Origin of the sequence: Alteromonas antoniana, assembly GCF_019249295.1 — a bacterium.
Classification (GTDB): Bacteria; Pseudomonadota; Gammaproteobacteria; order Enterobacterales; family Alteromonadaceae; genus Alteromonas; species Alteromonas antoniana.
On the sequence record NZ_JAESDH010000010.1, the window covers coordinates 78,797 to 97,684 of the forward strand.

The window sequence follows — 18,888 nt, forward strand, 5'->3', positions numbered from 1 at the left end:
ATAATAAAGGGACGACATCATGGCTATCCGAGGTGAATTTTCCTCTCGAATCGGTTTTGTCCTGGCAGCCGCAGGTTCTGCGGTGGGGCTGGGTAATATCTGGGGCTTTCCTACAAAAGTAGCCAGTAACGGGGGAGCAGCTTTCGTACTGGTTTATCTGCTTTTGGCTTTCGTGCTGGCTTATCCTGTTCTCATGGCCGAGTTAATTATTGGCCGGGCAACCCGGTCGAACATGGTTGATGCCTTAGGTAAAATCTCAAACAGCTGGATAGGACGTGCTACTGGTATATGGGGCGGGATCACCGTTGCGTTGATACTGTCATTTTACGCCATCGTCGGTGGCTGGATGCTCGTCTACTTTGCCGATTCTGCGGTAAATATTGTCGGCATGGGGAGTGCTTCAGACTGGCTACTTACCGGTTCAGGGTTACGCGATACCCTGTTTTGCGCATTATTCCTTATCCTCACATCACTTATCGTGCTGGGGGGCGTTAAATCAGGCATTGAAAAATGGTCGGTTCGCTTAATGCCAACCCTGGTGATTATCATTCTGGCGCTTATCATTTATGTCAGTTTTCAGCCGGGCGCAGTCGAAGGCTGGAGCGCGTACCTCGTTCCAGATTTCAGCCAGATAATGAACCCGGATCTACTAATATCTGCCATGGGCCAGGCATTCTTCTCTATGTCACTGGGTGTGGGCACTATGCTGGTGTATGGTTCGTACGTCAGTAAACACGAAAACTTACCGACGCTCGGAGCATCCGTTGCCCTCGTGGATATTGGTGTTGCCGTGATAGCGGGGATGTTGATTATTCCTGCGATGTACGTGGCTTTGAACAACGGCGTAGAAATTTTCACATCTGATGGTGCATTGATAGAGGGTGATACCCTTATCTTTACGGTTTTGCCTGCACTTTTTGATACTATTGGAACGGTGGGGTTGTTAGTGGCATTTGCCTTTTTTGCATTAATGGTAATTGCGGCAGTCACATCGTCTATTTCCATGCTGGAAGTGCCAGTTGCATACCTGGTTGAAAGTAAAGGTATTGCACGCAAGCGTGCTGTCTGGCTGGTAACCGCGGTTATTTTTGCCGCCAGTACAACCATCATCTTTAATTTCGAACAACTGTTTGGACTTGTTATTTCTGTCACAACTCAATACAGTCAGCCGCTTCTTGGCCTCGCGCTGTGTATCTTTGCTGGCTGGGTGTGGCGTCGGGACGCTATTCTCAAAGAACTTAGAGCAGGAAATGACGAGATTGAAAGCGGGCTGTTTTGGAAGATCTGGCCATGGTATGTGCGCTTCGTTTGTCCGGTCATCATTTTCGTGATGTTCTTTCGGTCTGTGGCCTGATCACTGCGTTTAACAGGATAGAATAATAACAATGAGTAAAACCATTAAAACGCCAACGTTAACTGATGCGCTGATTCCGATTATTGCGCTTATCGTCATGATGGGCGGCGCCGTCTATTTATTTGGCGACAACTCTTCTTACGGCCCCAATCAGATAGCGCTGCTACTGGGTATGGGAATGGCTGCCATTATTGGCATGAAGAACGGCCATAGCTGGAAAGCGATTGAAAAAGGTATCGTTAGTGGTATTTCAATGGCGCTTGGCGCATGTCTTATCTTGCTGGCGGTGGGCTCACTAATTGGTACCTGGATGTTGTCAGGCACCGTGCCTACACTGATTTATTACGGTCTCGAATTACTTAATCCGTCCTTTTTCTACGCAGCAACCTGTCTTATTTGTGCCGTCGTAGCGATGAGTATTGGCAGTTCATGGACCACGGCTGCAACAGTCGGTGTCGCGTTGATGGGCGTAGCATCCGGTATGGAGATGTCTGCGGCGATAACCGCAGGTGCGGTTATTTCGGGCTCTTACTTCGGTGATAAAATCTCGCCGTTGTCTGAGACCACAAACCTGGCTCCGGCAGTAGCAGGCACGGATTTATTTGAACATATTCGCTACATGCTCTGGACAACAGTGCCGAGTTTTATCATTGCCTTAATTTTGTTCACCATCCTGGGATTCAGTGAAGACGCTTCTGTGTCAGCCGGGCGTATCGAGCAGATGCAGACATTGCTTAATGATTCGTTTGATTTGGGATGGTATCTGTTGGTGCCTTTAGCTGTGCTGCTAACGCTGGCAGTAAAAAAGATGCCGGCGTTTCCGGCAGTATCCATTGGCGCAATGCTGGGTGGTGTCTGGGCACTGGTGTTCCAGCCGGAAGTGATTTCAGATATGGCGAATCCGGACGACTCTGCAGCAATAGGCAGTATCAAGGTTGTCTGGAAAGCGCTTTATGATGGTGTGAGTTTCTCTACCCCGGACGCCAATTTGAATGACTTGTTATCCCGCGGTGGTATGTCATCGATGCTTAACACAATCTGGCTGATCTTCTGCGCTATGTCTTTCGGGGCGGTTCTGGAAAAGGTGGGCCTGTTGAAGCGTGCAGTCAGTGCGATATTGCATGGCGCGAAATCAGCCGGCGATATGATAAGCCGTACCATTCTGACCTGCATTGGCACGAACCTGGTAACTGCCGACCAGTACATGGCGATAGTCATGCCTGGCCGGATGTATAAGGAAGAGTTTGCCAAGCGCGGGCTGGACCAGCTTAACCTGTCTCGAAGCCTTGAAGATGGCGGGACAATAACCTCGCCATTGATCCCATGGAACACATGTGGCGCTTACATGCACGGTGTATTAATGGTGCATCCATTTGAATACATCTTCTATGCGTTTTTCAACGTAATTAATCCTATTCTTGCTGTGATATACGCGTATCTGGGCGTTAAGATCCTCAGAATTGAGCCTCCTTATCAGAAAAATGAAGAGGAACGCGCGTAGTTTTCGTTTACAGGAGCAACTATGTCAGTTCAAATAAAACGTCGGGCGGATTATCTTCCGCCCGACTTCACAATTTCCTCGGTATCGTTATCAATCTACCTCCACCCAACCAAAACCCGGGTAGTCAGCGACTTAACAATTGAAAGAAAAGGTGACAAGAAAGCACCTTTAGTTCTGGATGGCGAAAAGCTTAACCTTATCTCGGTTGCCATTGATGGAAAAGTCGTTCCTTCTCCTATTGTCGAAGACACTTCTCTGACGCTGGAATCTGTTCCTGATAATTTCAGCCTGCATATCGAAACTGAAATCGACCCGGATAACAATCAGGCGCTGGAAGGGCTGTATCGCTCAAACGGCGTATACTGCACGCAGTGCGAGGCAGAAGGGTTCAGACGTATTACGTATTTTCTCGACAGGCCCGATGTACTTGCCACCTATCGGGTTACCCTTCACGGTGACAAATCAACATTGCCTACCATGCTGGCCAACGGCAACTTAATTGAGCAGGGTGACAATAGCGACGGCACACACTGGGTAACCTGGGAAGATCCTTTCCCAAAACCGAGTTATTTGTTTGCGGTCGTGGCCGGCGATTTTGATCAGCTGACAGATTCTTACACCACGACAAGCGGCAGGGACGTGGCACTGGAATTGTATGTGGATAAAGGAAAGCGGGAGCGTGGGCATTTCGCTCTGGAATCGCTCAAGCGCGCGATGAAATGGGATGAAGATACATTCGGTCTTGAATATGATCTTGATGTATACATGATTGTTGCCGTCGACTTTTTCAATATGGGGGCAATGGAGAACAAAGGCCTGAACATCTTTAACAGCAAGTTTGTTCTTGCTGATCAGCAGACTGCAACCGACGATGACTTTTTCAATGTCGAGTCTGTCATTGCTCATGAGTATTTTCATAACTGGACGGGCAATCGGGTTACTTGTCGGGACTGGTTTCAGCTTAGCCTGAAAGAGGGGCTGACGGTGTTCCGCGACCAACAGTTTAGTGCCGATATGACCTCAGAATTAAGCAACCGGATTAAACACGTCCGGGTGATGCGTGAACACCAGTTTGCAGAAGATGCCAGTGCGATGAGTCATCCCATCCGTCCGGATGAAGTGATGGAAATGAATAACTTCTACACCGTCACCGTTTATGACAAAGGCGCTGAAGTCATTCGCATGTTCCATACGCTGCTGGGGCCTGAGGGGTTTCGCAAGGGTATGGATGAATATTTCCGACGTCATGATGGTCAGGCGGTTACCTGTGACGATTTTGTTGCGTCCATGCAGTTCGCGACCGACCGCGATCTTACTCAGTTCTCGCGCTGGTATAGCCAGTCGGGTACGCCTGTACTGAGTATTAAATCTGATTTTGATGAGAATTCACACACGCATACTTTTACGTTGAGTCAACATACGCCGCCAACTGCCGATCAGAAGGATAAGTTGCCGTTGGTGCTGCCGGTTGCCATCGAAATACTTGATAGTGAAGGGCATCAATATTCTGACGAGGAAGGCATGATTCAGAATAATATGCTGGTACTGGAGGATGAGAGTATACAGTTTACTGTAAAAGCATCTGCATCTTCACTCACTCCCGCGCTACTGGGTAATTTTTCTGCGCCTGCAAAAGTCCATAATTCACTTTCGCCCGACGACTATCTGACCATATTCCGCTTTGCTAATGACGATTTTAATCGCTGGGATGCGCTGCAACAGTTATATGACTGGTGTATTACGCAATATCAGGAAGGAAAAGCCGAATTGGTCAGCGAAACAATCTGGCAGGGATTACAACAGGTAATCGATGCTGAGAATGACAACTATGAGTTGCTGGGCGAGTGTCTCGTTATCCCCAGTTTTGAGACGCTTTGTCAGACACGTACCGATATTGATGTTGCGTCGCTGGTTTCAGCCCGTGAGGCTTTCTGTCAGGATTTCGCCAACAAACTGTCTTCGCCATTGCTGGCCTTATTAGAGAGCACAGCGACTGGCGGTTATCGTTATGATCAGCAGGCAGTGAATGCTCGTCGTTGTAAAAATGTTGTTCTCTCACACCTTGCAAGAGTAGAAGAGCATGATGCGTTGTGCGAAGACCATTTTCATCAGGCGGATAATATGACAGACACGTTGGGTGCTCTGAAAGCCGCACAGTATGGCAGCCCAACGCAATTTTCATCATTGATGGAAGCGTTTGAAAGCACCTGGAAGCATGATCCACTGGTTCTGGACAAATGGTTTGCGCTGCATGCAACTCAGCCCAGAGAAGATATTCTGGCTCATATCAGCATGTTAAAGGAGCATCCCCAGTTCAGTATGGGAAATCCAAACCGGGTGAGAGCGCTTATCGGCAGCTTTGCTTTTTACAACAGCACAGGCTTTCATGCTGCTGATGGTAGTGGGTACAAGTTCGTTACCGATTATCTGTTAGCGCTTGATAAAACAAATCCGCAGGTAGCGGCGCGCATTGTGACACCGCTCACTCAGTGGCAACAGTTCGCCAGCAGCCATCAGGTTCAGATGAAGCAGCAATTATCCCGCTTGTTAAATCATAAGGGGCTTAGCCGGGATCTGTTTGAGAAGGTGAGTAAAAGTCTCGCTTATGACAAACATAACACCGACTGATACGGTCTATCATTTTAACATTTCAGTGCCTTACCGGATGTGTGAGGCACTGTACCAAAACAATACGCCCGCGGTGGTTCTCACCGCGGATAATGGTTTGCGCGTTCAGGTTCCTACCTCAAGACTGCGCCATTTCGTTGGCTCCGACGGGGTAAAGGGCAGCTTTCGAATGATAGTAGACCAAAAAAATAAAATTAAATCCCTTGAGCGTATTCGTTAAGTTCCTGTTCAAATTTTATTCATGTTAAGAATTGTATGATTAACTCTCTGAAAGAAAAGATTTTCTTTTAATTGTTAACTGGTACGATTAGTTCTTGCGATCCCGACAAAATGATGTAATCATTTTGTTAATCAATATGGTTGGTCTTTATGTCTGCGCAACCATTGCGCTGACTTGGGAGAATAAAAATTATGACAAACAGGCCTCGCGCGTTTAAAAAGTCGCCTATCGCTGCCGGAATTATTGCCTTATTCGGTGCAGCTTCACTGCCAGCAACTGCTGCCAGCTGGGACTTCGGAGATGTGAGTGTCACACTTGACTCAAACATCACTCTGGCGACAAGTATTCGAACAGAAGACAGGGATTTCGACCTGATCGGTAACAGTAACCATTTCCAGTTTGACTGGACAGGTTACAACGCCGCTACCAATGTCATTTATCCCAGTGCTGATGTATGGGCACTTTCCGATGGTGGTTATTCTACCAATGGTGACCTGGGTAACCTTGCGCACGATCCGGGTGACCCTTTCTCTACGCAAATATCGGGTAACCATGAGTTAGACATTAACTTTGGCGATTATGGATTCTTCGCGCGTGGCTTCTGGTTCTATGACTTTGAACAGATGAACAACGAGCGCGATTACGCTAACCCAATTACCGGCCAGCGTTACGACCTTTGTTCTGATCCAGAAGCAAAAGATTTACTTTGCCAGGATGTGCGCCTGCTTGACGCATTCTTCTATGGTGACTGGTGGATTGGTGACAAGCCACTTACCGTTCGCGTAGGTCAGCAGGTTATCAGCTGGGGTGAAAGTACCTTTATCCAGCACGGTATCAATACCACAAACCCGGTTGATGTTACCCGTGCCCGTGCACCGGGGGCAGAGTTAAAAGAAGTCTTCATCCCGGTAGGTATGGTGTTCGCTTCTTTGGGCCTAACCGATACTGTCAGTATTTCTGGTTACTATCAGTATGAATGGGAGCGCAGCTGGCTGCCAGTGGGCGGAAGCTACTTTGCCACGAACGATTTCGCAGGCGAGGGTGGTCAGTCTAATAACGTACAACTAGGCTTCTCCGGTAACCCGGATATTGATCTGGACCACTTGTTAGCATCACTGAATGGTCTTGGCGACGCGCTGAGAGCCGGTGCCGACAGTTCACAGATTTCTCAGGCCTATCTGGCTTATCCTACTAAGGTTGCTATTCGCGGCTATTCAGATGATGCGCACGTAGATGCGGATGATCAGGGGCAGTATGGTATTCGCCTGACGTGGTTTGCGGAAATGCTGAATCAATCTGAGCTGAGCTTCTACCATATTAATTATCACAGTCAGCGTCCGCTGATTTCTGGTCAAACGTCTGACTTTACTCCGCAGGGAATTGGTCAGGATCTGGCTTTCATCGCGCAAAACGAAGTGACAAAAAATAACATCACGCAGTTAGGCGCATTTACTGAAGCCAAGTTTTACTACCCTGAAGATATCAAGCTTTACGGCTTCAGCTTCAATACCAACGTTGGAACAACGGCCGTATCCGGTGAGTTTGCTTACCGTGTGGATGAGCCATTACAAATTGACGACGTAGAATTATTGTATATGGGTATGCCGGAACAGCTGGCGAACGCGGGTTTACGTCCTGATCTGGAAGGTATTTCACAGCTCAACAACATCGGCCGTGCGGTTGGTCCTGGTGAGACAGCTGAAGGGTATTTGTTCTCGGATACCTGGCAGGCACAGTTCACTGCATCCCACGTATTTGGTCCGGCGTTCGGTTCAGATAACTTCATCCTGCTGGGTGAGGCGGGTTACGTAAATATCGTTGATTTCCCGGATCCTGATGTAATCCGGTTGAATGCACCAGGCACGTCACGTACGCCTTCGCTCGAACCTACTGCCGATGGCAATCCGCGTCCTGGGCTTCATGTAGGTCTGTCTGATGGTCCGGAAACGAATCCGTTTGCAACCGATGACGCTTGGGGTTACCGCGTACTGGCAGTTGCAGATTTTAACAATATCTATTCGGGCATTAACTTGCGCACGCGAGCAACGTTCTCGCACGATGTGAGTGGTACAACACCTGATCCGTTGTTCCTGTTCACCGAAGATACGAAGTCGGCAAGCATTGCCTTTACCTTTGATTACTTGAGCAAGTGGTCTGCGACGGCGTCTTACAGCGCGTTCTGGGGTGGTATCGGTACAACGAATGCGCTTGCAGACCGAGACTTCGTATCATTCAATATCAAGTATTCAATCTAATAGAGTGGTGTTTATGATTAGAAAAGTAGGAATTATCGCAGCCGCGTTGTCACTGGCACTGTCAGGTGCCAGCGCAATGGCGAAGGTCTCAGACGCTGAGGCAAATAAGCTTGGAAACGAACTGACACCGCTGGGTGCCGAAAAGGCAGGAAACGCAGACGGCAGTATTCCGGCATGGACCGGTGGTATCACTGAAGCGCCTTCAGGTTACTCCGTGGGCGATCACCATCCTGATCCGTATCCAAATGATAAAGTGCTGTTTGAAATTACCGCACAAAACTATAAAGAATATGCTGACATGCTGTCAGAAGGGCAGAAGAAGCTGTTTGAAGCGTATCCGGAAACATTCCGTATGCCGGTATACGAAACACGTCGCTCAGCCTCTAACCCGCAGGATATTTACGACGCAACCAAAGCCAATGCGACGCGCGCCGAACTGCTTGATGGCGGTAATGGCATAAAAGGCGCTGCTGTTGGTATTCCATTCCCAATTCCACAAAACGGTTTGGAAGCGATTTGGAACCACATCCTTCGCTATCGTGGTGAAGCGGTGCAACGTAATGGTGGCCAGGCAGCGGTAACGTCATCGGGTGACTACAACGTTATTGGTTTTGATGAGCAGCTTCTTATTCAGTACGCGAAAGAAGGTGTGACGCCAGAGAAGCTGGTTGAAGACAATATTCTGTTCATGTTCAAGCAAAAGGTAACGGAGCCTGCACGTCTTGCTGGTACTGCACTGTTGGTACATGAAACGGTAGACCAGATAAAAGAGCCGCGTAAGGCTTGGACATACAACACTGGTCAGCGTCGTGTGCGTCTAGCGCCAAATATTGCTTATGATACACCGGGAACTGCGGCTGACGGCCTGCGTACCACGGATGATTTCGATATGTTCAACGGCTCGCCTAACCGCTACAACTGGGAGCTGAAAGGCAAGAAGGAAATGTTTATTGCTTACAATAATTATGCACTGCATAGTGATAATGTAAGTTATTCAGACATTCTTCAGCCTAATCATATCAATCCAGATTTGACGCGTTGGGAAAAGCACCGTGTTTGGGTTGTTGAAGCCACGTTGAAAGAAGGTTTCCGTCACGTTTACCAGAAGCGCGTATTCTTCATTGATGAAGACAGCTGGCAGATCCAGGTCGCTGATATGTACGACAATCGCGGTGAGCTGTATCGGGTTGGTGTAGCATACGGTATAAACTACTACGAAGTTCCTACACAATGGTCTACGCTTGACGTATATCACGACCTGAACTCTCGTCGCTATCTGGCGATTGGTCTGGACAATGAAGAAGGCATGTATGACTTCACCATCCGTCCTCAGGACCGCGAGTTTACGCCACAGGCATTAAGACGAGAAGGTATGCGTTAATTTGCCTGAGAGTAAGAAAACGGTTGGCAATGCCAACCGTTTTTGTATTAACTTCATAGTTTTAAGGAAGTTGTGAGATATGAATAAAGCCTTTGCGGCATGTATTGCAGCATCAGTATTAAGCGTTAACGCCATGGCTGAACAAGCGTTTATGGCGCCGCTGGTCAAAGAGTCAGTGTTGCTGGACGTTGATGCCAGTGAATACGTTGTGATTGTAGGGGAGCGAGGGCATATTCTTATTTCGTCGGATGGTGAAACATTCGAGCAAGTTGAGGTTCCTACGAAATCTACTCTCACTGCAACCACTATTCAGGGCGATAACGTGTGGGCGGTAGGACACGATGCGGTTATTCTTCATTCCGCTGATCGTGGTAAAACCTGGGAAATACAGAATTTTGAGCCTGACCTTCAGCGACCTTTTCTTGATGTTGTTTTTTTCTCAGCACATGAAGGAATTGCTGTAGGCGCATACGGTCTTTTTTACCGAACCGCTGACGGCGGCGCGACTTGGCAGTCAGAGCGTCATGCAAGTTTGCTTGCACCTATGGATCGTGAATATCTCGAAGATATTAAAGAGCAGGATCCTGACTTCTATCAGCAAGAACTAAACTCTATTCTTCCACACATAAACCGTGTGACTCCTCAGGACGGTATTCTTTATTTAGCGGGTGAAGCTGGCTTGCTGGCCTACAGCGAAAATGGCGGCCGTGAGTGGGAGCGCTATGAGGTAGATTACACCGGCTCATTCTTTGACATTCGGCCACTTGACGCAGACACACTCCTTGCCGTTGGGTTACGGGGTAATATGTTTGTTATGCGTGATGGCGTGTGGGAGTACGTGAATACCTGTTCAACCAGTACACTTAATTCCGTTTTTGTTGCCAGTGATGAGCGCGTAGTCGCTATGGGTAACAATGGCATGCTGGTTTCGGCACAACGCCCGCTACCGGTCAGTGAGCATGATCCTTACGCATCGACGTCACGCTGTGAGCCTGCTAAAGGGATCAAAACACGTCAGGTTGATGATAAAGCCGCGCTACTAAATGCTGTTCAGTTTAAGGGCAATACCATCGCGGTATCCGCCAACGGCATTAAAATAATGAATTTGAAGTAAGAGAATTATGTCGAGAATCACTCAGGTTATCGAAAAGATAGTATTTTCCAACCGGAAGCTGGTTGTGGCCGTGTTCGCAATTGCCACTCTGTTTCTCGGTTATCAGGCTTCTCAGATGCGTCTTGACGCAGGGTTTGAGAAAAATATTCCGCTGAATCACGAATACATGCAGACCTATATGGAGCATCGTAAAGATTTCGGCGGCGCCAATAATATCCTGGTGTCTGTGTGTGATAAGAATGGCAACATATACAACCAGAACTTCTTTGACACCTTGAAGAATGTGCACGATCAGTTGTTCTTCATTAACGGTGTAGACCGTTCACTGGTTGTATCACTATTTTCACCATCAACCCGCTTCACTGAGATTGTTGAAGGCGGTTTTGCCGGTGGTCCGGTCATTCCCGCAGATTTTGACTCCTCTAACCAGCGTGCGCTGGATTTAGTGGCTGCCAATGTCGAGAAAGCGAATATTGTAGGCCGTCAGGTATCCAGTGATTATTCCTGTGCGATGGTGACGGCTCAGTTATTAGAGTTAGACCCACAAACCGGTGAGCCACTGGACACACTGGCATTTGCGGCTGAACTCGAAGAACAACTTCGCGGCCAGTATGAAAACGATGATATTTCTATTCATATCATCGGCTTTGCAAAAATGATTGGTGATGTTGCTGATGGCGCGAAAGATGTCGTTTTCTTCTTTGCCATTGCTATCGCGATAACCGCCATCATGGTGTTCTTCTTCTGTCGCAGCATCATGCTCACAGTACTGCCGCTGTTATGTTCCGTCATCGCTGTGGTGTGGCAGCTTGGCTTGCTGACGTCGCTTGGATTTGGCATGGATCCTATGTCAATACTGGTACCGTTTCTGGTATTTGCAATTGGGGTGAGCCACGGCGTACAGATGATCAATGCTGTGGAGAAACAGGCCGTCAAAGGCATTGGTGCCAAACGCGCTGCAATGGGCGCATTCCGCAACTTACTGGTTCCCGGCGGCATAGCGCTGCTATCAGATACAGTCGGCTTCATGACGCTACTGGTCATCGACATCGGTATCATCAGAGAGCTTGCCATTACTGCAAGTTTAGGTGTGGCGGTGATCATCCTCACCAACCTGTTGTTGTTACCGGTGCTGATGAGCTTCCTGAAGCTTGATGAAGACTACGTAAACAAATTTGATGGTAAAGAGCGTAAATCTGAGGCGTTCTGGAACGTCATTGCTGCCTGCTCACGCAAAGGCCCGGCATCGATAATTTTGGTCGTTACAGCGATTTTGTTTGTGTTTGGCTATTATCAGTCGCACCAAATGAAAATCGGCGACTTACATGCCGGGGCTCCGGCGCTGCATGAGTCGTCAAGATACAACCAGGATACGTTTCTGATAACCGACAAGTACGAGGTGACAGTCGATTATATTTCAGTATTGGTAGAGACCACGCCTGAGGCCTGTACATCATATAGTGTTATGAATGCTATGGACGATTTCCAATGGAAAATGGAAAACGTTAAGGGCGTGCAGTCATCGGTATCGCTGGCTTCTGTCGCGAAGGTGGTTAACGCCGGTTATAACGAAGGTAATGTCAAATGGCAGGTGCTTCCTCGTAATCAGCAAACGCTGGTTCAGGCCATTTCACGTGTTCCAACATCATCGGGACTGCTTAACGGTAACTGCTCTGTGATGCCTATCATTCTGTTTATGGAAGATCACAAAGCAGAAACTATCTCGCGGGTAGTTGACGCGGTGAAAGCGTATCGTACCGATTATGAAACCGATGATATGAAATTCAGTCTGGCATCAGGCCCGGTTGGCGTTATGGCGGCAACCAATGAAGCCGTGAAAGCTGCGCAAACACCTATGATGATGTATGTGTTTGGTGCTGTCATCGCGCTTTGCTTGATCAGCTTCCGTTCTATAAGAGCAACGCTGGTTGTGGTGATACCGCTTTACGTTGTTTCGGTACTGGCGCAGGCGCTGATGACATACTTGCAGATTGGACTGACCGTATCTACGTTACCGGTAATCGCATTAGGCGTGGGTATTGGTGTGGATTATGGTATTTATATCCTGTCCACGAAGAGCCTTGAGCTCAAGCAGGGCGCCACCGTTCAGCAAGCCTACCTCTGCGCGTTACGCGAGCGTGGTAGTGCCGTGTTGTTTACCGGAATAACCTTAGCGATTGGGGTCAGTACCTGGGTATTCTCGTCGCTGAAATTCCAGATGGATATGGGCATCCTGCTGACCTTTATGTTCGTCGTGAACATGTTAGGTGCCATTATTGTCCTGCCTGCATTAGCTAGATTCCTCTGGTGGAAGCGAAACGACCAGGGTGCATAAAATTATTTTTGCATAGCTAATCAGAAAAAAGGGCCGTAAGGCCCTTTTTTTTGGGTGTTTTCTGCATACTTATCTATCCTGTTAATAATCCGTTAAAAAGGGGCTTTATAAGTCCCGCCAAATTAGCGAAAATACTCAGCGATACTCTGCACTTACGACAATTATAAGGTTTATACATGACAGTCACCTCACAGCGACACTCCGTTTTGCTAGAGAATGTATATTCACTCATCGACAAGAAGGTCGATGCCAATAAAAAATCTCTGGTTCAGCAATTTGGTCGCTTGTTATACAAAAATATTTCCAGTGACGACCTTGAGCACCGCAACGACAGCGACCTCTACGGCGCAACACTGAGTCTGTGGAACGCGCTGGACAAATTCGACAGCCAATCACCCTATATCCGGGTTTTTAATCCTGAGATTGCCAAGCACGGCTGGCATTCAAGTCACACCATCGTTGAGATTATTGTCAACGACGTTCCTTTTCTGGTTGACTCCGTGCGAATGACACTAAACAGACTGGGCATTACTGCGCACCTGTTTCTTCACAGTCCGATTTGGTTGAAGCGGGACAAGGCAGGGCAGATCAGTGATTTTGTTGATCCCAGTGAAAAAGATAAAGACACCGTAAAGCAAACTGTGTTGTTTATTGAAATTGATCGCCAGACCACGAAAAAAGATCTCGACAGCCTGAAAAAAGAGCTGTTCTCAGTTGTTGATGAAGTCAGTCTTGCCGTGCAGGACTGGCAACAAATGACAGATAAGTTGCATGCCGTTGTAAAAGACGCCAGTAAACTTAACTGGCCAGTCGACAGCAGTGAAACGAAACAAACCAAACAATTTCTGGATTGGTTGGCAGACCACAATTTTACCTTGATGGGATACCGTTACTACGACGTGAAAGCCATCGAAGGGGACCATCGCTGGATACCGGCGAATGATAGCAGCCTCGGCCTGATGAAAAACTCTATCAGCGATCGAGAGCGCCTGATTTCAAAACTGCCGGCGTCAGCCCGGGCTGAAGCCTTGAGTGAAAACCCACTTATTCTGACGAAGACAAACAGCCGCTCACGTGTGCATCGTCCTGCCTACATGGACTATGTCGGAGTGAAAGTGTTTAACAACGACGGACAGGTCATCGGTGAGCATCGCTTCCTGGGCCTGTATTCTGCTTCGTTTTACAATCAAAGCGCCACCCAGTTACCTATTCTGCGGGAAAAAATTCAGCGCATCACAGATTTATCCGGGTTTGAGCCAGGCACACATGCGTATAAAGCGTTTGTAAATATTGTTGAAACCTACCCGCGGGATGAGCTGTTGCAAACTCCGGCGGCAGAGCTTGCCCAAATTGTCATGGGTATTTTCCAGATGCAGGAGCGTGGCATTTCACGGCTGTTTATCCGCAAAGACACCTTTGGCCGTTTCTTCTCTTGTATGGTGTTTGTTCCACGGGAGCGTTACAACACCCAGCTTCGTAAAGAAACCCAGGAGTTGCTCAAGAAGTCCCTCAACGCAGACGGTGAAGTAGAATTTACTACGTTCTTTTCTGAGTCTGTGTATGCCCGCACGCACTACATTGCGAGGGTAAAAGACAATAACGCGGAATATGATGTGAAAGAAATCGAAAAGAATATTATTGAGCTCACCAAGACGTGGAATGACCGCCTCGCTGCGGCGATTACCGCAGCCCATGGTGAAGCGAATGGCAAGTCGGTTGAGCGTAAGTATACCAATGCATTTTCGCGCAGCTACATGGACCATAACCTGCCAAGCGCGGCGCTGGTTGATATTGGTAAACTGGAGTTGCTTAGCGACGAGCATACGCTGGATATGTTGTTCTATCGTCCTCAGGAAGAGCAGGCAGATAGCCAGGTAGTGAAACTGAAGCTGTTCCACCGAGCTGAGCCTATCCATTTGTCTGATGTGCTGCCGATGCTGGAGAACTTCGGGTTACGCGTAATCGACGAGAGCCCATACAAAGTGACGTGTGCAGAGGGTGAGCGTAACTGGATCATGGATTTCTCCATGCTGCACAAAAGTGGTCAGCATTTTGATATGGAAACAGCGCAGGTGCTGTTTCAGGATGCGTTTGCCAAGGTTTGGTATAACGCCCTGGAAGATGATGCCTTTAACCGGTTGATTCTGGGTGCAGGTCTGACTGGCCGTAAAGTCACAATATTGCGAGCATACGCGAAATACATGCGTCAGACGGGAAGTTCATTCAGTCGTGACTACATTGCCAATACCCTGGCGAATTATCCAGACATCGCACGTTTACTGGTGGATTTCTTCGAGCAGCGTTTCAACCCGTTTAAGAAGCGTACGCAGAAAAAGCAGGATGCTATTTTAGAAGACATAAAGGTGCAGCTGGATAGCGTATCCAATCTGGATGATGACAGGATTATCCGCCGTTATCTGGATATGATGAGTGCGACGTTGCGTACTAACTTCTATCAGACTGACAGCGAGAATAACGAGAAGAGCTATGTCTCGTTCAAAATGATGCCGGAACTTATCCCGGATATGCCGTTGCCTCTGCCGAAGTTTGAAATCTTTGTGTACTCACCAAAAGTCGAAGGTGTCCACCTTCGCGGCGGTAAAGTGGCGCGCGGCGGACTGCGCTGGTCTGACCGTCAGGAAGATTTCCGTACTGAAGTGCTGGGATTGGTGAAAGCACAGCAGGTTAAAAATACCGTGATCGTTCCGGTCGGTGCAAAAGGCGGATTCGTCTGTAAACGCCTGCCGGTAGGTGAAGGGCGCGAAGCGATTCAGGCCGAAGGTCAGGCTTGTTACCGCACCTTTATCCGCAGCTTGCTGGATATTACCGACAACATCGTTGATGGCGAAATTGTGCCACCAAAAGACGTAGTGCGTCTGGATGAAGACGATCCGTATCTGGTTGTTGCTGCCGATAAGGGAACGGCAACGTTCTCTGATATTGCTAACAGTATCTCTGATGAATACAACTTCTGGTTGGGTGATGCGTTTGCTTCCGGCGGCAGTATTGGCTATGACCATAAAAAAATGGGGATCACTGCACGTGGTGCCTGGGAATCTGTTAAACGCCATTTCCGCGAAATAGGTATCGATTGCCAGACTACAGATTTCACCGGTGTGGGCATTGGTGACATGGCAGGGGATGTATTCGGTAATGGTATGTTGCTGTCTAAACACACCCGCCTGGTTGCCGCATTTAACCATTTGCATATTTTCTTTGACCCGAATCCGGATGCCGAGTCCAGTTACAAAGAGCGTCAGCGCTTGTTCGAAAACCCACGACTGAGTTGGGAAGATTACGACAGCTCGCTGATCTCTAAAGGCGGCGGTATTTTCAACCGCTCGGCTAAGTCAATCAAACTGACGCCTGAGATGAAAAAGTGGCTGGGCACTCGTCAGGTGACCATGACGCCGAATGAGCTGATCCACAACATTCTGAAAATGCCGGTAGATCTGATTTGGAATGGCGGCATCGGTACCTACATTAAGAGCAAGAAAGAGAGCCACTCGGAAGTGGGCGACCGCGCGAATGACGATTTGCGTGTGAACGGCAAAGACGTTCAGGCGAAGATCGTGGGCGAGGGCGGTAACCTCGGACTTACCCAATTAGGACGAGTCGAGTATGCCTCTGTTGGTGGTCGTGTTAACACCGACTTTATTGACAACGTAGGCGGTGTAGATTGCTCTGATAACGAAGTTAACATTAAGATCCTGCTTAACAGCCTGGTAAATAAAGGCGACCTTACGGTCAAGCAGCGAAATAACCTGCTATACGATATGACAGATGATGTATCTCGTATCGTGTTGCATGACTGTTATCGCCAGACGCAGTCTATTTCTATTACTGAAATGGCGGGGGTAAAACAGCTCAAGGAGCAGCTTCGTTTCATCCACGGTCTTGAACGTGAAGGGTTCTTAAACCGTGAGCTTGAATTTATTCCCAGCGATGATGAAATTTCCGATCGCGTAGCATCAAACCGCGGCCTGACACGTCCGGAACTGAGTGTGCTGATTGCCTATGGCAAGATGGTGATGAAAGATGCACTGAACATTCCTGAAATCACGCAGAATCCATTCCATGGAAAGCTGTTAGTTGAAGCTTTCCCGCCGGTATTGCGTGAGAAGTTCGCCGCGCAGATGGAAGAGCATCCACTGCGCGGAGAAATCATCGCCACCAAGTTAACCAATAACATGGTTAACGATATGGGTCTTAACTTTGTGTTCCGCATGCAGGAAGAGACGGGCGCGACGGTAGATGAGATAGCCAATGCTTATGCGATAGTGAAAGGGATCTTCAACATCAACTCGTTGTGGAAACGCATCGAAGAACTGGATAATGTGATCCCGGCAAAACTGCAACTGGAAATGTTGGAGGCAGCCCGTCGCACGATGCGCCGCTCTGCTCGCTGGTATATTCGTCATGGGAATAAATCTCTGGGTGTGGAAGAGGCAATCGCAAGCTATCGCGATACGTTTGATAATCTCTCGCGCAACCTTGAGCATTATCTGGTTGAGGGTGAGTACGCGCAGCTGGAAGAAAAAACCAGTCGCTTTGTGAAAGCCGGTGTACCTGCGGACATTGCGTACCAGGTCGCCAGCTTCTCAAATATGTTCTCCAGCCTTGATTTGGCGCAGATTAATGAAAGTGATGCGCATGATACGTCAGTGATCGCCAAATTGTACTTCCAGTTGGGCTCGAAACTGGAACTGCACTGGTTCCTGGATCAAATTACCAACCAGGCGGTAAGCAACCACTGGCAGGCGCTTGCACGGGCATCCTATCGCGAGGAATTGGACTGGCAACAGCGTTCTATCACAGCAAACCTGTTGCATTCACGTCCAGATGCAACTGACGCTGACGAAATTCTCGACACCTGGATTGACAGCAATGAAACGCTGTTGAAGCGCTGGTATCACATGATGTCAGAGTTCAAAACCAGTTCTACTCACGAATTTGCGAAGTTTTCTGTGGCTTTGCGTGAATTGATGCTTTTAAGCGTTAAGTCGAACCATTAGAATACGCACATTCAACAGATTAAGAAGCCCTGTTTAACAGGGCTTTTTTATAGCTACCTGACGCGTGATGTATGCAATCAATAGCACAGAAAATTCTACTCGCTTGTGAGCCTGAAAAAAGCCACGACTTTACCATCAACTGGCTACATAAAACTCAGCACACTCCGCTGAAATGGCTGTATTCGACACCAACTATTAAAAAGCCGGTGACGGTTTCCGGGATCACGTTTGATAATCCGGTAGGGTTGGCCGCAGGACTGGACAAGAATGGTGAATGCATCGATGCGTTTGCGGCGATGGGCTTCGGGTTTGTCGAAGTTGGCACTGTCACTCCGCGTCCCCAGCCAGGAAACCCCAAGCCAAGGCTTTTCCGGATAAGCGAAAAAGAAGCCATCATTAATCGCATGGGCTTTAACAATAAGGGCGTGGATCACCTTATTGAGCAAGTGAAACGAAGCCAGTTTAAAGGGCCTATCGGAATCAATATCGGCAAAAATAAAGACACGGAAGAGTCCAAAGCGCTGGACGATTATCTGATATGTCTGAATAAGGTTTACCCGTACGCCAGTTATGTCACGGTGAACATCTCGTCACCAAACACCCCGGGTCTGCGGAATCTCCAGTATGGTGAGGCACTGGATTCGTTATTAAACGGGTTAAAGGCAGCGCAGGAGACACTTTGCCAGACGCATGGTAAGTATGTTCCGCTGTTTATTAAAATTGCGCCGGATTTAAACGACAGTGAAATTCAGAGTATTGCGGCGTCTTTACTTAAGACCAAAATGGACGGCGTGATTGCCACCAACACTACCCTTAGCAGGGAGGCCGTGAAAGGGCTGCCACATGCTGATGAAGCCGGCGGTTTAAGCGGCTCTGTTATGACGCAGATGAGCCTTGACGTTACCCGCAAACTTTCCGATGCGCTGGACAGAGAAATTCCGATCATTGGTGTGGGCGGCATTGATAGCCCTCAGGCAGCTAAGGACCGTCTGCAGGCCGGGGCATCTCTTGTACAGGTGTATTCCGCCTTTATTTATCAGGGCCCGGCACTCGTTCGCAGCATTGTGAAAGCAATATGATGTCTG

Annotated in this window: 10 protein-coding genes; all 10 read left to right on the top strand. The window is 48.3% G+C overall.

Features of this window, described 5'->3' with window-relative positions; genetic code table 11:
- Positions 1 to 19: 19 nt before the first annotated feature.
- The 10 genes from JKP77_RS10305 (at position 20) to pyrD (ending at position 18,882) form a co-directional block, all read left to right on the top strand.
- Positions 20 to 1,354: a sodium-dependent transporter gene (locus JKP77_RS10305; RefSeq protein ID WP_218311107.1), complete on the top strand. Its 1,335-nt coding sequence runs from the start codon at positions 20 to 22 to the stop codon at positions 1,352 to 1,354.
- 31 nt (positions 1,355 to 1,385) lie between these two features.
- Entirely contained in the window at positions 1,386 to 2,855 is a 1,470-nt protein-coding gene (nhaC, locus tag JKP77_RS10310) for a Na+/H+ antiporter NhaC (protein ID WP_218311108.1), read from the top strand.
- A gap of 21 nt (positions 2,856 to 2,876) precedes the next feature.
- Positions 2,877 to 5,483: an aminopeptidase N gene (pepN, locus tag JKP77_RS10315; protein ID WP_218311109.1), complete on the top strand. Its 2,607-nt coding sequence runs from the start codon at positions 2,877 to 2,879 to the stop codon at positions 5,481 to 5,483.
- A complete protein-coding gene (locus tag JKP77_RS10320; protein ID WP_218311110.1) occupies positions 5,461 to 5,703 on the top strand; it encodes a DUF2835 family protein in 243 nt (80 codons plus the stop codon). The genes pepN and JKP77_RS10320 overlap by 23 nt, the downstream gene beginning before the upstream one ends.
- A gap of 191 nt (positions 5,704 to 5,894) precedes the next feature.
- Positions 5,895 to 7,958 carry a DUF1302 domain-containing protein gene (locus JKP77_RS10325; RefSeq protein ID WP_218311111.1) on the top strand — a complete coding sequence of 688 codons (2,064 nt, stop codon included), beginning with the start codon at positions 5,895 to 5,897 and terminating at the stop codon, positions 7,956 to 7,958.
- Between the two features lie 13 nt (positions 7,959 to 7,971).
- Positions 7,972 to 9,339, top strand: coding sequence for a DUF1329 domain-containing protein (locus tag JKP77_RS10330; protein WP_218311112.1), 1,368 nt, complete (start codon positions 7,972 to 7,974; stop codon positions 9,337 to 9,339).
- 79 nt (positions 9,340 to 9,418) lie between these two features.
- Complete coding sequence (locus tag JKP77_RS10335; RefSeq protein ID WP_218311113.1) at positions 9,419 to 10,453, top strand: WD40/YVTN/BNR-like repeat-containing protein; 1,035 nt, start codon at positions 9,419 to 9,421, stop codon at positions 10,451 to 10,453.
- Positions 10,454 to 10,460: 7 nt separating this feature from the next.
- A complete protein-coding gene (locus tag JKP77_RS10340; protein ID WP_218311114.1) occupies positions 10,461 to 12,788 on the top strand; it encodes an efflux RND transporter permease subunit in 2,328 nt (775 codons plus the stop codon).
- Positions 12,789 to 12,964: 176 nt separating this feature from the next.
- Entirely contained in the window at positions 12,965 to 17,803 is a 4,839-nt protein-coding gene (locus tag JKP77_RS10345; protein ID WP_218311115.1) for an NAD-glutamate dehydrogenase, read from the top strand.
- Between the two features lie 71 nt (positions 17,804 to 17,874).
- On the top strand, positions 17,875 to 18,882 hold the full coding sequence (gene pyrD, locus JKP77_RS10350) for a quinone-dependent dihydroorotate dehydrogenase (RefSeq protein ID WP_218311116.1): 1,008 nt from the start codon (positions 17,875 to 17,877) through the stop codon (positions 18,880 to 18,882).
- Positions 18,883 to 18,888: the final 6 nt, after the last annotated feature.

Coding starts and splice junctions, on each gene's coding strand:
- JKP77_RS10305 (WP_218311107.1), top strand. CDS start 20: ATGGCTATCCGAGGTGAATTTTCCTCTCGAATCGGTTTTGTCCTGGCA.
- nhaC (WP_218311108.1), top strand. CDS start 1,386: ATGAGTAAAACCATTAAAACGCCAACGTTAACTGATGCGCTGATTCCG.
- JKP77_RS10345 (WP_218311115.1), top strand. CDS start 12,965: ATGACAGTCACCTCACAGCGACACTCCGTTTTGCTAGAGAATGTATAT.
- JKP77_RS10330 (WP_218311112.1), top strand. CDS start 7,972: ATGATTAGAAAAGTAGGAATTATCGCAGCCGCGTTGTCACTGGCACTG.
- pepN (WP_218311109.1), top strand. CDS start 2,877: ATGTCAGTTCAAATAAAACGTCGGGCGGATTATCTTCCGCCCGACTTC.
- JKP77_RS10320 (WP_218311110.1), top strand. CDS start 5,461: ATGACAAACATAACACCGACTGATACGGTCTATCATTTTAACATTTCA.
- JKP77_RS10335 (WP_218311113.1), top strand. CDS start 9,419: ATGAATAAAGCCTTTGCGGCATGTATTGCAGCATCAGTATTAAGCGTT.
- JKP77_RS10340 (WP_218311114.1), top strand. CDS start 10,461: ATGTCGAGAATCACTCAGGTTATCGAAAAGATAGTATTTTCCAACCGG.
- JKP77_RS10325 (WP_218311111.1), top strand. CDS start 5,895: ATGACAAACAGGCCTCGCGCGTTTAAAAAGTCGCCTATCGCTGCCGGA.
- pyrD (WP_218311116.1), top strand. CDS start 17,875: ATGCAATCAATAGCACAGAAAATTCTACTCGCTTGTGAGCCTGAAAAA.